The 18,286-nt window shown below is 56.9% G+C and carries 12 protein-coding genes; 2 read left to right on the top strand and 10 right to left on the bottom strand.

Going from position 1 to position 18,286, the window contains the following annotated elements; all coding sequences use genetic code 11:
* Window positions 1-195: 195 nt before the first annotated feature.
* From KSY55_RS02195 to KSY55_RS02210, 4 genes are all read right to left on the bottom strand, one after another.
* Window positions 196-1,719, bottom strand: a complete 1,524-nt coding sequence (locus tag KSY55_RS02195) for an isopeptide-forming domain-containing fimbrial protein (RefSeq protein ID WP_134854374.1) — start codon at window positions 1,717-1,719, stop codon at window positions 196-198.
* Window positions 1,720-1,868: 149 nt separating this feature from the next.
* Window positions 1,869-4,295 (bottom strand): VWA domain-containing protein, encoded by a 2,427-nt coding sequence (locus KSY55_RS02200; protein WP_241887444.1) that lies wholly within the window; start codon window positions 4,293-4,295, stop codon window positions 1,869-1,871.
* A gap of 251 nt (window positions 4,296-4,546) precedes the next feature.
* Entirely contained in the window at window positions 4,547-5,611 is a 1,065-nt protein-coding gene (locus KSY55_RS02205; RefSeq protein ID WP_117676146.1) for a class C sortase, read from the bottom strand.
* 74 nt (window positions 5,612-5,685) lie between these two features.
* Window positions 5,686-6,147: a hypothetical protein gene (locus KSY55_RS02210; protein WP_034880202.1), complete on the bottom strand. Its 462-nt coding sequence runs from the start codon at window positions 6,145-6,147 to the stop codon at window positions 5,686-5,688.
* Between the two features lie 295 nt (window positions 6,148-6,442).
* Here KSY55_RS02210 and KSY55_RS02215 point away from each other — a divergent pair, with 295 nt between their 5' ends.
* The gene (locus tag KSY55_RS02215) at window positions 6,443-7,909 is read left to right on the top strand and encodes a cation:proton antiporter (RefSeq protein ID WP_065434931.1); all 1,467 of its coding nucleotides are present in this window, start codon (window positions 6,443-6,445) and stop codon (window positions 7,907-7,909) included.
* Window positions 7,910-8,029: 120 nt separating this feature from the next.
* On the opposite strand, the gene KSY55_RS02220 is transcribed toward KSY55_RS02215, so the two are convergent.
* Complete coding sequence (locus KSY55_RS02220; protein WP_118279795.1) at window positions 8,030-11,047, bottom strand: FtsX-like permease family protein; 3,018 nt, start codon at window positions 11,045-11,047, stop codon at window positions 8,030-8,032.
* 253 nt (window positions 11,048-11,300) lie between these two features.
* On the opposite strand from KSY55_RS02220, the gene KSY55_RS02225 reads away from it, so the two are divergent.
* Window positions 11,301-12,770 (top strand): amino acid permease, encoded by a 1,470-nt coding sequence (locus KSY55_RS02225; protein ID WP_004222996.1) that lies wholly within the window; start codon window positions 11,301-11,303, stop codon window positions 12,768-12,770.
* Between the two features lie 78 nt (window positions 12,771-12,848).
* Here the strand turns inward: KSY55_RS02225 and KSY55_RS02230 are convergent, their stop codons facing one another.
* From KSY55_RS02230 to ilvC, 5 genes are all read right to left on the bottom strand, one after another.
* Window positions 12,849-13,004 (bottom strand): hypothetical protein, encoded by a 156-nt coding sequence (locus KSY55_RS02230; RefSeq protein WP_217749473.1) that lies wholly within the window; start codon window positions 13,002-13,004, stop codon window positions 12,849-12,851.
* Between the two features lie 76 nt (window positions 13,005-13,080).
* Window positions 13,081-14,115, bottom strand: a complete 1,035-nt coding sequence (locus KSY55_RS02235) for a LacI family DNA-binding transcriptional regulator (protein ID WP_055062912.1) — start codon at window positions 14,113-14,115, stop codon at window positions 13,081-13,083.
* Window positions 14,116-14,343: 228 nt separating this feature from the next.
* Window positions 14,344-14,613 (bottom strand): hypothetical protein, encoded by a 270-nt coding sequence (locus KSY55_RS02240; protein WP_254881823.1) that lies wholly within the window; start codon window positions 14,611-14,613, stop codon window positions 14,344-14,346.
* Window positions 14,614-15,005: 392 nt separating this feature from the next.
* The gene (locus KSY55_RS02245; protein WP_034880203.1) at window positions 15,006-16,823 is read right to left on the bottom strand and encodes a sialate O-acetylesterase; all 1,818 of its coding nucleotides are present in this window, start codon (window positions 16,821-16,823) and stop codon (window positions 15,006-15,008) included.
* Between the two features lie 141 nt (window positions 16,824-16,964).
* Window positions 16,965-18,005: a ketol-acid reductoisomerase gene (gene ilvC / locus KSY55_RS02250; RefSeq protein WP_065439811.1), complete on the bottom strand. Its 1,041-nt coding sequence runs from the start codon at window positions 18,003-18,005 to the stop codon at window positions 16,965-16,967.
* Between the last annotated feature and the right edge of the window lie 281 nt (window positions 18,006-18,286).

Below are 18,286 nucleotides of genomic sequence, written 5' to 3' on the forward strand. Positions count from 1 at the left end.
GTTTTTCATGCCGGATTTCGCCGTTTGGTACCGGATTTCACCCGTTTCGATCCCGTATTGCCCCGTGCAAAACCTTCACCCCTAAAAAGTATGGAAAGGCACGAAAAGACATGAAAAGCGGGCATCCACGGATGGTTTCCGCAAATGCCCGCTTATGGCTGCTTATGCGCTTATTGTTTCACGTTTGAGTACGTATCAGCGCACGCGCTGGCGCGACTTGAGTGCGACGGTAACGCCGGCACCTGCCACGAGCAGCGCCACCACGGTGAAGAGGGTCGTGCCCGCAGCACCGGTGAGCGGCAGCTGGGTGACGTTCTTCACGTTCTTGACCTGGTATTTATCGGAAGACTCCTTCGGAGCCAGGCCCCACACATCCGTACCCCTGAACTTGACCTCACCATTCTCAATGATGACATTGAACTTGGCCTTGAGGCTCTGCTGGAAGCCATTCGGAACCGTGGTTTCGTTGACTTCGTAAGTGCCATCTGCAAGACCCTTGAAGGTCACTGTGCCGGTCTTGTCAGAGGTGGCGGTGAACGAACCATCCACACCCGGAACGCGGATCGTGAACGTAGCATCGGCCAGCGGATTGCCTTGAGCGTCGGTCTTGGTAAAGGAGAACCCGCTATTGGTGATGATAGTGCTGTCAGTAGCTTCAGCACCATTGTCGGAGAGCACGACCGCGTTAGTCACGGCCTTGCTGCCGGAGGCTCCCGCTTCAGTAACCTTGGCAGCATAGGTCACAGTAATGAGTGCACCTGCGGTCTGCTTCTGGATGGAACTGATGGTGACGGTGAAGGTGCCATTCTTGTTTTGGGCCACGGTGTAATCCGTACCCTTGTTCAGGCTCTTATCGCCGACCGTCACCTTAAGGGAATCGAAATCCACAGTCTGGCCAGCAGACGGGGTATCCGTGTAGGTGTAGCCGTAATCGCTGTAGTACTGCGTGTTCTGCGGCACCTTGCTCGTAATGGTGTATGTCACTTTCTGGCCAACGGAAGCGGTGATGACGTCCGCTCCATTCACCTTCTTGGTCACGGCAGTGGTCTGGTTCTTAATGGCCACAGTTGCCTCAGTGAGCGGATTCAGCACGCCATCCTTAACGTTACCGGAGCCAACGAGGATTGCGATAGACGGAGTGGCAGCTCCATTGGTGCCAACCGAGTAATCCGCGTCCACAAACAGGTACAGGCCTGCAGGGAGCGTCACAGTAGCAGACAAGCCATCTTTAGCAAGATTCTTGCCCAGATCAACTACAGTCGGATCGCCAAGCACATTGGTCCTGGTCTTCAGCGTTTCCACGAACTTACGGGAAGCACCGTTCTTCCATGCGCCAGTCGCCGTATCCTTGCTCGATCCCGTCGTATCCAGCACGCCTTCGGCGAGCGCCCAAGCCATCAGATCGCCGGTTTCAGAGACAGTCTTGCCAGTAGCAGACTCAAGTGCCGTCTTAAGAGTACCGCGGTCAACACCGTCGGCAGTCTGCACACCGTACGTTGCATTATCATCAGTGCCGTACTGCACATAATCGGCGATCTTGTAGGCGTTCAGACTACGATTGGTCAGCTGCTTGGCGTTCTGAGCAGTGAACGTGAAATTCGCTGTATCGGTAACGATAGTGCCGGCGCCATCGGCCTGTGCGCTGGTTGCGCCCAGGGCCATGCCACCGAGCAACGTCGCAGCGGCGGCGATGCCTGCGAAAAGTTTCCTCATCTTCATGATGAATCCCCTCTCATTGTGTTGTTGATGTTGTGTTTGTTTTTGCTAACGGGATCTGAAGCCCAACATGCTCCGGATCCACAAATTTGTGATGTGCGGCTGGACTGCCCTGTGAAGGTTGGTAGGGCAGTCCAGCCCGAGGAACCATCTCAGACGAGACGTTTCTTGCTGTTCCAGATGCCAGCCGCGCCAACCAGCAGTACTGCGAGTCCGCCGATCGAGCCGCCAACCAGCAGCCATTGACGATCCGTGGTTCCGCCCGTCAACGGCAACGCCGATACCGCCACATACGTATTGGTGAATGCGATCGGATCGCCGATTTTCTGCGATTCGGAAACGTTCTTGCCGTTGTCGTCGAGCAGTTTCGTCACGGATTTCACCGAAGCCGTCCATGCGCCGTTCGTTTCGGTAACGGCGACCACAATCTGGTATTTCGCGCCCGAATAGTACAAGGCTGCGATATTGCCGTTGCCTTCCGTAATGGTGTACGTGTAGTCGGCTTTTCCAGCGTTGTAGGTGATGTCACCGAACGTTGCGGAATGCTGGCTATCCGGGGAATCAGCATCATAGGCGACCGTCACCTTGCACGACTGTTGCGCCTGTTGCGCGCAATCGGCCGGCAGCGGCGCGTTGCCGTCTGCGGTCAGTTCGAAATCGAACGAATCGCCTGCCTTCCAGTCGCGCCCCTCTAGGATTTTCTGCACGGTGATCACATTGGATAGCGTCGCGCTCTTCAACGTGTTGGTCAATGTGGCCGTCATGTTGCCGCCGTTGCCGTCACTCTGCCAGACCATGGCTTTGGTGAGGTCCACGCCGGTCGCGTTGCTCGCAGCATTGCCATACTGGTAGGAGACCGCGTAGCGGCTGTCTTCCGACGTTTCAGCCACGCTGTAGGTGTATCCGGGCTGCAATCTGCCGATCGTGGCCGTCCAATTATTCGACGCGTTCAACGTGATTGGATCGCCTACTTTTTCAGCCTGTGCGACCGCTTCCCCGGTCTTCGTGCGCTGCAATTGGACCGTCACCGCGTCACTCGCATGCTTGCTCGCACCGTCGGACCACACCTTGTTGATGGTGATTTGGCCAAGTCTGACTTGCACGACCGGTTTGGCATAGTCGAGCGTCTGTTGGGTGCATTCCGATTCCTGGTCGTTAACGGACGTGACCACGCAGTAGTTCAGATGCGCTCCAGCATTGGAGAAGTATCCTTGCTTTCCTGCGGATTCATTGCCGGTATTGGCTTCTCCCGTGTCCAGGTATTGCTGCTTGCTTGCGTAATCCGCATATGCGGCGTCGCTTGGTTTTACCTTGAAGGAAACGTCGATAGTTTCGTTTTTGTCGACGATCATGCCGTTCCCATTGTTGAATGTCACGGTAATCGTGCGATTGCCGTTGTCGTCGACGTTGTAGACGGCTGTATATCCGCTTACGGTTGCGCCATTGTTGGTTGCCGTCACATATTGCGTGATATTGGTGCCGTTTGCCACATCGGCGAAATCGACCGGATCAACCCATTGAGACAGGGTGTCGGTGATGGAATACGCTCTGATTTTCGCGGTTGTGGTGATGGTGTTGTAGATCTGTTCGAATGCCTTCGTCAGATTGTCCGCGGACGTTCCGTCGTATTCCTTGCCGGTGACGGCGTTCGCTTCTTTGGCTAGGTCGCTCATCTTATTGGCGTCGGCCGAAACCTTCACCACATACAGGGCTGCGTTCCCGCGTTTGTTGGCTTCCGACAGAGCGGCCGCATAGTTGTAGCCGTAGCTATCGTCATTGCCCTCGCCGTGGATGTTTCCGTCCGAGCCGTCCGGGTCGGTTTTCCACTGGTAGGACTGGTCCAACCACTTATTGTTAGCCTCGCACTCCGCCTGTGTCCCGTATTCAGGATGGCTTTCCCATCCCTGACCGAGCCAACTCCACTTGAAGCATCCGGAATAGGATGTGATTCTGAAGGTCGGATTGCCGTCAGACAGGAAGACGATATGCTTCTGCACACCGGAACGTCCTGACGACAGATCGTTCGCTGTTTTCAGAGCGTCTTCCCAGTTGGTTCCGCCATTTGGCCACGCACTGACGGCCGTGCTGATGTTGCCGGCAGAAGTCGTGAAATTCGAAGTGGTTCGCGCCCTGTCGCTGAACGTCACCACCGCCATCTGTACTTGCTGCTCAGCCGGAAGAGCGGCATTCGCGGCCGTCAGAAGCTTACTCGCCAAGGCCGTGGCAGCGTTTTTCGCATTCGTGTCACGGTTGCTGTTTTCCATACTGCCGGACTTGTCAAGCACCAGCACAATGTCGGCAGGCACCGCGGCCGTAACCGTGGATGACGAACTATCGCCGGACGCAGTCAAATGCAACGCATACTGATCACCGTCTCCACCTTCGATTTTGGCAATGCTTTTACTATTCGCAGGCTGCAAGGTGGAAGTGTCACCGGAAGGATTCTGGTCGTCTTCCGCAATGGCGGAAGACGTGGTGACGTAACCCAAGCCGCCAAGCATGGCAATCGCAGCGAGCGCCGCAACCATGCGTTGAACAAAGCCTTCCCTCGGCTTTGCCTCGTTGTGCACATGTCTCATATGCATCCCCTTAATTCACGTCTCTCATCGAATCGCGCCACTGACTCACCTGGAGCAATCCGACACTGCTTCAACCTTGAAAACTAAAGGAAATTAAACAATCGCGCGCACACCCTACGTGCGGGAAAGTCGGGGTTTGGCAACAGCGCAACAACAAAATCCCTGCAACACATTTCCTACGGCGCAATCACCCGACATCACAAAAGGAAAAACGTGCGAAAAGCGCGATTATTCACGCAAATGTAACCGAATCAGCCGCGCTTCGGCCACCAAGCAGCATGCCTGCGAATATGCCACGGCTTGCGTCGCAACCAAACCAACAACGCGCCCACTACGAGAGTCGCAATACCTGTGATCGCACCGATCGCGCGGGCATCCTTCACCGCGTCGTTTTCGGCGGGAATCTCATCTGGAATGGCGGAACGTGTGGCCGAAACCAGCAGACGGTGCGTGTTGACGCCATATGGCGTGCAGGTCATCAGGGTCACGCGATCCTCACCAGGCACGATTTTCAGCTGCGACGTGTCGTTCGGCTCGATCACCGTGATACGGTTCACCTGATAGCCGAGCGTTCGACCCATCACTTCGATGTAGAAGTAGTCGCCGACACGCATTTCATCGAGCCGCGTGAACATGGCCGCCTCGACCAGTCCGCGATGCCCGGTGAGCACCGCATGCGTGCTCTTGCCGCCGACTGGCAGGCTGCTGCCGTACAGGTGGCCCGCGCCCGAAGCGAGCGCCGATTCGGAGGTGCCATGGTAGATCGGCAGTCTCACGGAAATTTTCGGAATGCGAATCGTACCCATCACGCCACCGCCGGAATCCAACAGACTCCGGTACTCCGCGTCCGCCGAACTGGCGCTTGCGGAACCAGCGTCCGCGGAACCGGCGTCCGCGCCTGTACCCGCACCACTCTGATTGTCCGATTCACCAGAATCGGACACACTGGCACGCGATCCGCCGCGCACATCAGCGAACGGATCCTTCGCCTCACCCAAAATCGGCTGTCCGGATTCCGCAAGCCGCTTGTTATAGTCCTGGGCCGCGGCGAACGCGTCATCCGCCTGCGGATACGGCCAGCCCGCAACCGTCTGCGCGGATCTTACCGACGTTCCCGACAGATCACGCGCCGACCGATACTGCAACATCGCCGGAAAACCGCCAATACAGATCGCAGCGACAATCAACAGCGCCGCAATCGCACGCATCGCCAGCGTTTTGCCGCGAGCGTGACGTCGTTGACGCATTTCGTCGGCAACGTCAATCGCCTCTTCGAACGACGGAAAGCGACTTTCCAACGAAAGTCGACCACCCATCGGAGCCTCTTCGGATGACGGCCAACGACCGTCATGCCATTCCGCCGTTTCCTCCATCTCACGCAACCGTGCCGTCACCCGACAAGCTTTCGCAGCACACGTTCCAGTTCGTCGATGCGCAGCGCCTGTTTCGCGATCAATTCGTCGCATTGGTTGATGATGAGTTGCGCTTGGGCGAGCTTCGAAAGCGCATCCTGCGATTCCGTTGCCGACGATTGCGCATCATCGCGCATAAGATCATGATGCCGAATGACGCGCAGGTCGTCGCGGTCCACCCGCTTGCTGTTGCGGCGGTCTCGTTCCTCCTGCTTTTTCCAGCGTGCAATGCACCGCTCAATGCGTTTGTATCCGATGAGTTTCGGGTCGAGACCCGCCTCGCGGAAGATGGCGGCCGGCGATTCGCCCGCATTGTATCTGCACATGACTTCGATGCGGAAACTGTCGGCATACCGGATATGCGACGCGCTCACGCTTTCCACTGCGGGAAGGCTGGCCAAATACGCGCGCTCCTTTGCGGTGAATTTTCCATCAACCATTCTTCCCTCCCCCTATATTGCCTAAACAGCTTGGTTCAGAATCGTATCGGAGCTTTCCCATTGGCACCCTCGTTAAAACCCTCGAATAAAGCCCACCCTTCCCCCAATGAAAAGAAGGAGTTCCATCTTCAAAACAAAACAGTTCCGCCATTTTGCACAGATAGTAACGCTCATAGAATTACCCCCCCCCCCCATAAAATTTACAAAAACTTAACCTTGCCCCAGAGTGCCCTTTGGCTCATCATGGGGCATCACGTCCTTGAACACCGTCATGCAGACTCACTAGGCTAGAAACATGACGCAAGAGCTCGTTTCATTGACTATCATCATGGCGGTGGCGGCCGTCAGCCCGATTGTGGCGCAGCTGATTCCAGGAAGGTTCATTCCACAAACTGTGCTGCTGCTCGTCACCGGAGCCGCACTCGGTCCGTACGGACTGGGCGTAATCGAGGTGAACGACGCCGTGAAACTCTTGAGCGAGCTCGGCATGGCGTTCCTATTCCTGCTCGCCGGCTATGAAATCGACCCGAAACGACTCGCCGGACATCAAGGCAAAGTCGGCCTTGTCACATGGATCATCACCTTGGGGCTCGCCGGACTCGTCGTGACCCTGCTTCCATTCTTCGCAAAGCAAGGCATCAACGGCATCGCCACGGTAATAGCACTTACCACCACCGCTCTCGGCACACTCATGCCGATTCTCAAGGAACGCAACCTCGAAGGCACCCCCATCGGCGACGCCATCATCTCGTACGGAACGTGGGGCGAACTCGGCCCAATCCTTGCCATGGCCATCCTGCTATCCACCCGAACCGGCTGGCAGACCATGCTCGTGCTCGGCGCGTTCCTTACCATCTGTCTACTGTGCGCAATGCTACCCACGAAAGCACTGAAAACCGGCCATCGCTTGTACCGTTTCCTTACGGAAAACGCGAACACGTCATCGCAAACGCTCATGCGACTGACCACATTCCTGCTCATCTTCCTTGTCACCATTTCTGCACTGTTCGAACTTGACGCGGTGCTCGGCGCGTTCGCCGCAGGCTTCATCCTGCGTTACATCATCCCCGACGGCAGCAAGTCGCTGGAAATGAAACTGGAAGGCGTCGGCTACGGATTCCTTATTCCTGTGTTTTTCGTGGTGTCAGGAGCCGCGATCAACGTGCGCGCCGTGGCAGGCCGACCCGCGCTGCTCGTCGCGTTCATCGTAATGCTCATGCTGATTCGCGCGGTGCCCGTATATGTTGCGCTATCGCTCGACAAACGCGAGAATCCGCTGTCATCGCATCATCGCGTCACCGTAGCGCTGTATTGCACGACCGCGCTGCCGATCATCGTCGCCGTCACGTCACTGGCGGTGAAGGTCGGCACCATGCAAGGCGACACCGCGTCAACACTGGTCGCAGCCGGCGCGATTACGGTGTTCCTAATGCCGCTGCTTGGCTCGATCACATATCAGGTGGCCGACGTACATCCGGTCACCGCGGTTCGGGAGATTGCACACACACCATCCGATTGGCGGACGATCGTGCACGAACATGCGCAGGTGCGTGCGCTGCTGCACCATCAGGACCGGCTCAAGCGTATGGCGGAAACATTGGACGCACTGGAGAAGATGGGAACGATGGGACATGGCGATGAATATCGAGCCGAACTTGTGAAACGTGCGCGCCGCGAAATCGACCGGCAGTTGAAGGAACTCGGCCTGGACCCGCAGCTCACCACGCAACTGCCACACAACTACCGTTATCCAAAGAACTGAAACGCGAATCCGAGCCTTTCCGGCACTCTAAGTGTCCGATTCTGGAGAAACGGACAACCGTAACGCACTTTTACCCGTCTAGTTGTCCGATTCTGGAGAATCGGACATTCAGACATGCGCCTATTCGACGGATTTGAGCGAACTAATCGGGTCGATACGATCCAACACCGGATTCACGAACAACTGCACGAGCAGCGCGAAAGCCATGGTCGCGCCGGCCGCAATCACATAACTCAACGGCGTGCATTCCACTTCGAAATACAGTGCGGGCATATTCAACGCAGCCGTCAGCAATCCGCCGACGAAACGGCCGAGAGGCAAGCCCAGCACCACGCCCATCATGGTGAGCACCATCATTTCACGGTTCACATAGTGGTGAACCTCTTTGTCGAAGAATCCGAGCACCTTGAGCGTGGCCATCTCGCGTTCACGTTCTGACACGTTGGTGTTGGCGAGCGTGAACAACACCACGAGCGCGAGCCCGCCCGCGAGCGCCACGATCAGCGCGACCACCGCACCCATCAGATCGAATTTGAAGCTTTCCGCCATGTGCGCGCAGCTCACGGCTTTCATGACCGCATCGTCGTCTTCCAGCTTTTCCGCATAGGCGGCCTGGGATTCGCCTGAACCTTTGAGCTTCGCATACATGGCGTTCCACACCAATTGTTGGCCGTTTGACGATGCGCCATTCGAGGTACCGGATTCGCCGTTTTGATTGTCCGATTCTCCAGAATCGGACGCGGAAGATGCGGAAGACGTGCCGGATGCAGCAGTATCGAACAGCTGGCGATAATAGGTTTCGCTCACATACACGTCCGATCCGATCACACTGCGGATCACCGCGCTGATATGCGCTTCGGCCTGCATATCGTCACCGTTGGTCAGCGTTACCATACCGCCCGCTTTGACGCCCATCGCGCTTGCCGCGGACTGCGATACGATCACGCCGTCATCGCCCAGACTTACCGTATCGGCCGCACCATCCACCCAACTGGAGCGCACCGGCTGCAACGTGACCATCTTGCCGAACTCGCTGCGTTCACTGTCGGGCACGGCAACCAGCTGAATGCTTTCGCTCCCCGAATCGCCGGTCAAATCACCCGATTCAACGCGCACGTCCATGCTCGACGTGACGCGACCATCCGAAGCGACTTTCTGCCGCATCGCATCAGCGTCATCATCGTTCGCGACCACCATCAAATCGTACTGATACACGTCCTGATACTGTTTCGCGCCCAATGCGGCAACGGTGTCGTTGATCGCAAGTCCGCACACAATCAGCGCGGTGCAGCCGGCCACGCCGCCGACCGTCATGATCAGACGCGATTTGAAACGGAAAATGTTGCGCGCCGTGACTTTGCCGAGGAAGCTCATGCGATTCCACAACGGCTTGATACGCTCCAGTAGAATGCGCGATCCTGCACGCGGCGCTTTCGGACGCATGAGACTGGCCGGCTTCTGTCGCATTTCCTGCGCGCACGCATACACGGTTGCGGCAAGCACGCCGACCACGAACAGCGCGACTCCGGCCGTTCCATACAGCCAGTCGTATGCCAAGCGTACGTCCGGCATCACATACAAGCCTCGCAATACGACGAGCAGGAACGCCGGAATGCCAAGGAAGCCTGCGATCAGGCCGAGTCCACCGCCGATCAGGCAGGCGAACAGCGCGAACAACAGGTATCGTGAGGCGACCGCAAGACGCCCGTAGCCGAGCCCTGTGTATGTGCCGATCAGCCCGCGATCCTCTTCGACCATGCGCGCCATGGCGGTCAGACTCATCATCACCGCCACGAGCAAGAACACGATCGGGAATGCGTTGCCCAGCGATTGGATGGATTCCAGATCAGATTTCAGCGAGCTGAATCCGCCGATTTGCGACCGGTCCTGCACATACCAACGCACTTGCGGAATGCTGTCTTCCAGCTCGTTTTGCTTGGATTGCAGTGTCCGTTCGGTGTCTTTTTTCTGCTGGTCCAATTTCGATTGCGCCTGGTCGAGTTGCGCTTTGGCTTCCGCTAATTGCGGGCTTGCGGCAATTACCGTTTCACGTAGTGTTTCACGGGTTGTTTCGTCGAGGGATCCTGCAGCCGCGCCCGCCTGCATATTGACGATTTGGTCGATTTGCTGATTGAGCTGGCTGCGATTGCTGTCGATCTGCTGTTGCGCTGCGGCGAACTGTTTGTCGGTTTGCGCTTTCGCCTCGTCGATTTGTTTGGTTCCAGCGTCGAGTAGTTCCTGATGACGCGCTTTCTGGCGATTGGTTCGCACCGTGCCGTCGATGCGGTCAGCTACTTCGCTGACGGTGTCGTCGTACACGTCACTGAACGAGTCCTTGTCGGCGGCGCCTTTCACGAGAATGGTAACGGCCGTGTACATGCTGCCGGTCACACCGTCGGACGGCGCAAAGAACGTGTAGTCGCTGGTGGCGGAGGAACGGAACGCGTTCGTACCCGAATAGCCGTCTGGATTGGTGAGATCCTGCGGGTCAAGCACCACGCCCACAATAGTCAGTTCGGTGGGAAAGCTCGGTGCCTGATTGTCCGATTCACCAGAATCGGTCACCCGTGCGGCACGTTTGCCATCCTGCGTGTCCGATTCTGCAGAATCGGACATCTGGGACCCGTTTTCGCCCGTTTGGTTGTCCGATTCTGCAGAATCGGACACAGAAGAAGACGCCGAATCCTGCGGTGTCACCGTAATATGGTCGCCCTTTTTATATCCGGAATCCTTGATGAATTTGCGCGTCACCGCAATCTCACCGGACTTTTCAGGCATACGGCCACTTTGCAGATACGGCTGGTCAATGCCGTTCGTGCCGATCTCCTGCATGGTCACGGTTTTTTTGCCGTTCAGATCGACGGTCACGGTTTGCGAACGTTCGCCCTGCACTTTCGCAACACCGGAAATCTTACGGAGCGCGGCAATATCGTCATCGGTCAATCCGGCCGTCGACAACACCTGAATGTCGTGCAATCCTTGGGTGTCGAAAAAACGATCCGTCGCAAGAAAAGCGTCTCGGCAACCCGCGTAAATGCCCGTAAGCACGGCGACGCCCAGCAACGAGATCAGTGCGATGGAGATGAATCGCTTCCACGCATGCAACCACATACGCACCATGTCTTTGATGAATGCCATGACGACCTCCAGCCCGTAGCGCTCAAACAGCACCAACCATTGCTCCCAAAACCTTCATTTTATTGAACTATCGAACTATTGAACACTATGAAACCGAATCCACGCGCTACAGCTACAATCGGGGAAGACGCGCCATACCAAAAACCATAGGCGCGTCACCTACCACTACTGCCGAACGCAACATCGCCAAGATCGCCAAACTTTTGCCGAATTTGCCGAATATTGCCGAGGCACCCAAGAAGAGGAAGCATTCATGAGCGACGCAACCGTTGCGAAGAAACCGCGCGAAACCGACGATGTGCCGGTTCCGCCGACGCTGCGCAAGTCTTTGAAGAATCGTCATATTCAATTGATCGCATTGGGCGGCGCGATCGGCACCGGCCTGTTCTATGGTTCCAGCGAGTCGATTCAGCTGGCGGGCCCGGCCATTCTGCTCGCCTATCTGATCGGCGGTCTGGCGATTTTCCTGATCGTGCGCGCCCTGTCCGAAATGGCGGTCGAGGATCCGAAGGCGGGCGCGTTCAGCTATTACGCCACGCAGTACTGGTCGAAGCGAGCCGGCTTTATTTCCGGCTGGAATTACTGGTTCAACTACGTGCTCGTGGCCATGGTGGAGTTGGCCGTGGTTGGCTCGTTCGTGAATTACTGGTTCCCGAACATTCCGAAGTGGGTGTCGGCGGCGGTGTTCCTGGTGGCCATCGCGGCGCTGAATCTTATGGGCGTGAACAAGTTCGGCGAATTTGAATTCTGGTTCGCCATCATCAAGATCGTGGCCGTGCTTGCCATGATTTTCGGCGGTTTGTATGTGATCATCGCGAATGTGCCGACCGCTTCGGGCATTCGCGCGTCGTTCGCCAACTGGTTTACCGTTGACGGCGGATTCCTGCCGCATGGCCTGATGTCTCGCAATGCGGACGGCACGTGGACCGGCCTGCTGATGGCGCTGGTCGTGGTGATGTTCAGCTTCGGCGGCACCGAGCTCATCGGCATCACCGCGGGCGAAACCGAAAATCCGCGCACCACCATCCCGAAGGCCACGAACGGCATTATCTGGCGTATTCTCGTGTTCTACATCTGCGCGCTCGGCGTGATTATGGCCGTGGTGCCGTGGAGCACGATCGACGGCAATTCCAGCCCGTTCGTGCAGATTTTCGACTCGGTGGGCGTGCATGCGGCCGCCGGCATTCTGAATTTCGTGTGCTTGACCGCCGTGATGAGCGTGTACAACTCCGGCCTGTACGCGAACTCGCGCATGCTGTATTCGTTGGCGAAGCAGGGCAATGCGCCCGCGTATCTGGGCCGCCTGAACAAGCGCGGCGTTCCGGTCGGGGGTGTGATCACGTCGGCCATCATCATTGCGATCGCCGTGGTGGTGGTGTTCGTGTGGCCTGATTTCGCGTTCAATTATTTGATGTCGATTGCCACGATTGCCGCTGCGATTAATTGGATCATGATCATGATTACGGAAATTAAGTTCCGTCGCGTTGTCGCCGCCGGCGACGGTCCGAATGATTTGAAGGGATTGAAGGGCCAGGAAGCACTTGACAAACTTGCGTTCAAGCTGCCGTTCGCCAAGGTGACGCCGTATGTGGTGATCGCGTTCATGCTGCTGGTCGTGGTGCTGATGTGCTTCTCCGCAAGCTATCGCATCGCAGTGGTCGCCGGCGTGATTTGGCTGGTCGTGCTGTTCGCCGCCTATCAGATCACACAGAAGCGCGCCTGAAGTCGTAAGGCAACAATGCGCCCATGCCTCAAGCGAGGGGCACGGGCGCTTTTTGATTTCAGATTACGATTTCAGATTTCAGATTTTGATTTCCAATCCGCGATTCCCGGGCTGTTCTGGGGACTCGCGCCGTTCGACCTGTGGTACCTGTCGAAGCAGTCCGGCAACACCGTCAATCCTGTATGGCGTAACCCTTGCGGCGATCGCCGCGATCGGCTCGCTGCTCGCTTTCATCCTGCCCTTGTCGGGGCGCAGCAAATGCGCAATCGCAATTTTTTAATGCATCATCGCATTAACTCATCATCGCATCTTATTCCGCTGCCGGAGCGGGACCGGTCGAAGCGCGGGCACGCAATTCGTACGGCCCTTCCATCAGATGCCCCACACGCTCGCCGCCGATCAGCTTGAGCAGCAATCCGGCGGCCTGCTTACCGGTATCGACCACGTCACGGCCCATGGCGGTCAGGTTCGGATACGCCGCGGTGCACATGAGGGAATCATCCCACGACATGATGGAGATTTCCTCCGGTACTTTGATGCCTTGCGAAGCTGCCACGCCAAGGCCAGCCAACGCCATCACATCATTGTCGTAGATGATCGCCGTCGGATGCTCAGAGAACGCCAGCAGGCGCTTCGTGGCCTCGCGACCGGTTTCCGGCGTGTAGTCGGTGTGCAGGCAACGATAACGCATGCCCAGCTCGGAAGCGACGTCCGCAAAGGCGGAATCGCGAATATACGAGTGCGCAAGCGATTCGGGACCGCCGACGCGGGCGATCTGACGATGCCCGAGATCATACAGGTATCGCACCGCTCGGCGCACGGCATCGGCGTCGGCGCTTGACAGACTCGGCAGATTGCCGACCACGGAGGCATCGGCAATGGCAAGCACCGGCATCTCCTCATGCTCCTCAAGCAAGGCAACGCAAGGGTCTCCAAGCTCGACATTGACGAGCAGCATGGCGTCGACGTTGCCAGTAGCAATCCAATCATCGATGATCGAAAGCTTCGCGTCCTCACCCACGGCCATGCGTACCAGCAGAGAATAATCGTATTTTTCCAGCTCGGCGCCAAGACCGGAAATAAGTTCCATCATGTAGGATTCGACGGAAAGCAGCTTCGGGTCGTAACCCAACACTAGACCCACGCGCTGCGTCTTCGCCTTGGCCAGCGCCTGTGCCGCGCCATTCGGCTTCCATCCCAGTTCGTGTGCGACCTTCAACACTTTGTCTCGAGTCACATCGGAAACACCAGACTTGCCGTTGAGCGCATACGAAACGGCGCTACTAGAGACTCCCGAAGCCTTGGCAACGTCAAAAATCGTCACCTTGCTTTTTTGAATAGGCATGTCCGTGTCCTTCTTCTTAACTTAAATCGCAACTTAAACGGTTCATCTACATCGTACAGTAAAAGCGCCGACCAACCTCTTGAAAAGTCAGCGTTCACAACACTTTCGTTTCTTAAGGTTGGCGGCGCTTCAACTTATGTTTTTACTCAACCGAACACGTCAACTGAAATTTCAGTAGTCCTCTATCCACTCTTCTACCGCTTCAGTAGACGGCGTACTCGCGGAAGCTCACCATTCGCGCTTCGGATCGTTGGCGGAACGCAGCACGTTGGCGGCTGCGAACGCACCCGGAGCGGCAAGCGCTGCGGCATCGGCAGTGGCGATATGCAGCACGACGCTTTCGCCCGGAAGCAGCGAGACCATGCCCTCGGCCACCGAAGCCTTCGCGTCGACCTTATCTGCCATGCAGAACAGGTCGCGCACGTAGCTCTTGGCTGTGACGGTAAGTTCCACGCCATCTTCCACGGCAACGGTCGCGGCACTGAGGGCGAGTTTCACGTAAAACATTTCTTGTATTCACGCAATGGTTGCGGCACGGATGGCCATCCGCGCGTTCCGGAAGACGAACAGATGGCCGCCGAACTGACCGCATACCTGGAATCATTCGGCCCGGACCTCTGGCAATAGCCTATGCGCTCGCAGTGCAGCGCATTTTATTTGATTCGTTTCTGCGATTTTGGTGGCGCAAATCGCAGAAACGTTGATTTTTCAACGATTTTTTATTTGACTGGTATTTGATTCGTATTTGACTGACGTGCGATCAGCAGGACTTCAATCGCAATATAAAGCGTGCGATTGCCGCACACTATAAGCACAGCAATCGCACGCTATTCATCGTCAACTATCGACAATCATGTGACGCAGCCGTTCAACGCAACTATCTAACGTGATTATTCAGCGTGATCAGAGTCGGTGTGATCGGTCAGGTCCAGCTTGAATGGGTGAGCAGGCAGATTATTGTCATTAAACAACGGTGCCGGACCCCAGCTACGCCATGCGTAGCGCATCATCACCGGCGCTGGCACTTCCGGCGTGGCCAACGTAATCGTGCCGATACTGCGGCTGTTGATCGGAATACCGAATTCCGTGGCGTTGTAATCGACCACGTTGACCTTTGCGTTGACCAGATCGTCAATATCGCAATCCACGAAAATCGCGGCGTAGGCCGGATGGAACACACCATCGGCACCGGCAAGCTCGAAACCGGAACGTTCCGGCAGACGCACCAGCGAAGGCAGGCTCTTGGCGAACTCGTCACCAAAACTGTCGGGCGTAGTACCGCTGAAATGCAGGCCGTGCGCGTACCGGAAGAACAGGCGTACGCGGCCGCCTTCGTCGCAGCGGAAACCCAGCACAGTCGGCCCATACACCGGAATACGGCTCATACCATACACTTGGCGAAGCGCACAATTGCCTAGACGCTCGCCCGGTGTACGTTTATCAACCGGATGAATGTTGTTGTATTCGCCGCAATCCATAGTGCAGATGGCGAACACATTGTCGATGGACTGCGCGGCATCCCACTGGGCCTCGCGCAACACCGGCCACAGCATCGGATCGCCGTCACCCTCGTCGACCTTCTTGTCAATCCACTGCGGCAATTGCACGATCAGGAACGGCAGGCTTTCGCTCCACAGCGCACGCCATTCACCAATCATCATGCCCAGCAACTCACGGTAGGATCCGCAATACGGCTCGTCTTCCTCGCCCTGATACCATAGGAATCCCGCCAAGGAGTAAGGCACAATGCGCTCCAGCATGGCATGGAACGCGCCTGACGGACGCCACTGCGAGGTCGGCGTCATCGGCGGCGGCCACGGGCATTCGCCATACTGTTGGGTCAGCGTATCCCACGTCACATCAGGATCGTCTTCGCGGGCGGCTGCGATCGACGCATTCCACGTATCAGAACGCGACTGCCATTCGCCGTACTCCAAATCGAACTGTTCCTGCGTTTTACCTGCGATCGCCTGCTCATAGCGCGCAAGATAGCCGCGCCCGGATTCGCTGGAATTCAGTGCATCTTCGCTCGTCCAGCAACTGATCGACGTACCCCCGATATAACAGTCGATAATGCCGATCGGAAGGTCGGAATCAAGTTCATCACGCAGTTTTCGCGCAAAATAGTACGCTACCGCACTCATTACGCCACTATTTTCAGGCGATGATTCCTGCCAGCTTGCCGCATGTTCGGCGTTGCGATTGATCACACCGGTTTTCGGCACATTGTAGAAGCGCAGTAACGGATCGGCACAGTTATCGAGGGCTTCCTCGGCGTCTTCACTGTTGCGCAATTCAAGTTCCATATTGCTTTGACCGCCGGCCAGCCATACTTCGCCGATAAGCACGTCATAATATTCGATGAAATCGTTGCCTGCGGTGACGCGCAACGTGTAAGGGCCACCTTCGGGCTGTGCCGGCAGCATGACGCGCCACGGTGAAAAACCGTTCTTGATCTCTTTGGAGGCGTACGCATGCGCCTGCACGATCACGGAACCATCGAAATCGCGGATTTCCGCGGAAACCTCAAGTCCGGCGCAATCGGCATCAAGCGCGCCGAACACGGCGATGGGCTTGTTACGCTGCAACACCATATGCGAGGCGAAAATCGCGGCGACGTGCAGAACTCCTGACGTGCTACGGTCTTCGGTAGGTTCAGCCGACGTTGTCATTTCAGAACCAGGTGCGGGACCAGTCGCAGTGACCATGACATCTCTTCCTATAGAAAAACCGTAAGAAACCGTACATATCTATCCTAGAACAATATGCGACAGAACATACAAAAAAGACCGCCACCCGTAAGGGCAGCGGTCTTGTAAAAGACTCAGCGATTAGCCGAATGAGCCACATCAGCCACGGGCGATCTTGCCGGTGAAGGTGGCCATATCAGCGTCGTCATCCTTGCCGTTGTTCCAGGAGAACATGGCGCGCAGCTTCGGACCGACGGTCTCGATGCGGACGTTGCCGTACTCTTCCTGCAGAGCCTTGAACTTCGGAGCGCCAGCGTCCTGGTCCTCGATGAACTCCTTGGCGAAGGAGCCGTCCTGGATGCGCTGCAGGTGGTACTGCATGCGCTCACGCACGTGCTCGTCGATGCAGGTGTTGGTGTAGTCGCCGTACTGGGCGGTGTCGGAGCAGGACCAGCGAGCCTTGTTCAGACCGCCCTCGTTCATGAGGTCGACGAGCATCTTCAACTCGTGGCAGACCTCGAAGTAGGCGATTTCAGGCTGGTAGCCGGCGTCGGTGAGGACCTCGAAGCCCATTTCAACAAGCTTGTTCACGCCGCCCATGAGCACATTCTGCTCGCCGAACAGATCGGTTTCGGTCTCCTCGGTGAAGGTGGTCTTGATGGCGCCTGCGCGCAGAGCGCCCAGAGCCTTGGCGTAAGCCAGGGTGATGTCCCAAGCGTCGCCGCGCGGATCCTGCTCCACGGCCACGACGACCGGAACGCCACGGCCGTTGGCGTACTCACGACGCACGATGTGGCCCGGGCCCTTCGGGGCGACCATGAAGATCGGATGATCCTCGGACGGCTTGATGTAGCCGTAGTGGATGTTGAAGCCGTGAGCGAAAGCAACAGCTGCGCCCGGCTTGATGTTCGGCTCGATGTCATTGGCCCAGATGGTGCGCTGGTACTGATCCGGAGCCAGAATCATGATGATATCGGCCTCAGCAGCAGCTTCCGGAACGGACTTGACTTCCAGACCCTGCTCCTTGGCGTGCTCGACGGACTTGGAGGTCGGACGCAGGCCAACGACGACGTCCACACCGGAATCGCGCAGGTTCAACGCATGAGCGTGACCCTGGGAACCGTAACCGATGATGGCAACCTTCTTACCTTCGAGGACCGAGAGATCGCCGTCGTTCTCGTACCAGATTTGTGCAGCCATTGTACTTGGCACTCCTTTTTATGTAGTGGGGTGAACGCCTCCCGGCGCTCGGGTTTCTACCATTCGCAGATGAATTCGCGTGTTTTTGTGCATGGATTTTGTCCTGCAAACTGGGGTCTATCCTACTCCCGTCCCTTCCTAAATAAGCATTGAGTCCACAAAGTGGGCCAACGCCTAGCCGTGCGGTTCCCCCGACAATCAGTACTGCGATCCCGCATACGAAATATCCCAGTCATAAAACAACACAGCAACAAAAAGAAGCCACCGCGGTGAGACGGTGG

Origin of the sequence: Bifidobacterium sp. MSK.13.1 (assembly GCF_019131435.1) — a bacterium.
Lineage (GTDB): Bacteria > Actinomycetota > Actinomycetes > Actinomycetales > Bifidobacteriaceae > Bifidobacterium > Bifidobacterium pseudocatenulatum.

Excerpts from the sequence above, each read along its gene's own strand:
- KSY55_RS02205 (WP_117676146.1), bottom strand. The coding sequence starts at position 5,611 with ATGGGTGGTCGACTTTCGTTGGAAAGTCGCTTTCCGTCGTTCGAAGAG.
- KSY55_RS02210 (WP_034880202.1), bottom strand. The coding sequence starts at position 6,147 with ATGGTTGATGGAAAATTCACCGCAAAGGAGCGCGCGTATTTGGCCAGC.
- KSY55_RS02245 (WP_034880203.1), bottom strand. The coding sequence starts at position 16,823 with ATGGTCACTGCGACTGGTCCCGCACCTGGTTCTGAAATGACAACGTCG.
- KSY55_RS02235 (WP_055062912.1), bottom strand. The coding sequence starts at position 14,115 with ATGCCTATTCAAAAAAGCAAGGTGACGATTTTTGACGTTGCCAAGGCT.
- KSY55_RS02220 (WP_118279795.1), bottom strand. The coding sequence starts at position 11,047 with ATGGCATTCATCAAAGACATGGTGCGTATGTGGTTGCATGCGTGGAAG.
- KSY55_RS02215 (WP_065434931.1), top strand. The coding sequence starts at position 6,443 with ATGACGCAAGAGCTCGTTTCATTGACTATCATCATGGCGGTGGCGGCC.
- KSY55_RS02225 (WP_004222996.1), top strand. The coding sequence starts at position 11,301 with ATGAGCGACGCAACCGTTGCGAAGAAACCGCGCGAAACCGACGATGTG.
- KSY55_RS02195 (WP_134854374.1), bottom strand. The coding sequence starts at position 1,719 with ATGAAGATGAGGAAACTTTTCGCAGGCATCGCCGCCGCTGCGACGTTG.
- ilvC (WP_065439811.1), bottom strand. The coding sequence starts at position 18,005 with ATGGCTGCACAAATCTGGTACGAGAACGACGGCGATCTCTCGGTCCTC.
- KSY55_RS02230 (WP_217749473.1), bottom strand. The coding sequence starts at position 13,004 with ATGAAAGCGAGCAGCGAGCCGATCGCGGCGATCGCCGCAAGGGTTACG.
- KSY55_RS02200 (WP_241887444.1), bottom strand. The coding sequence starts at position 4,295 with ATGAGACATGTGCACAACGAGGCAAAGCCGAGGGAAGGCTTTGTTCAA.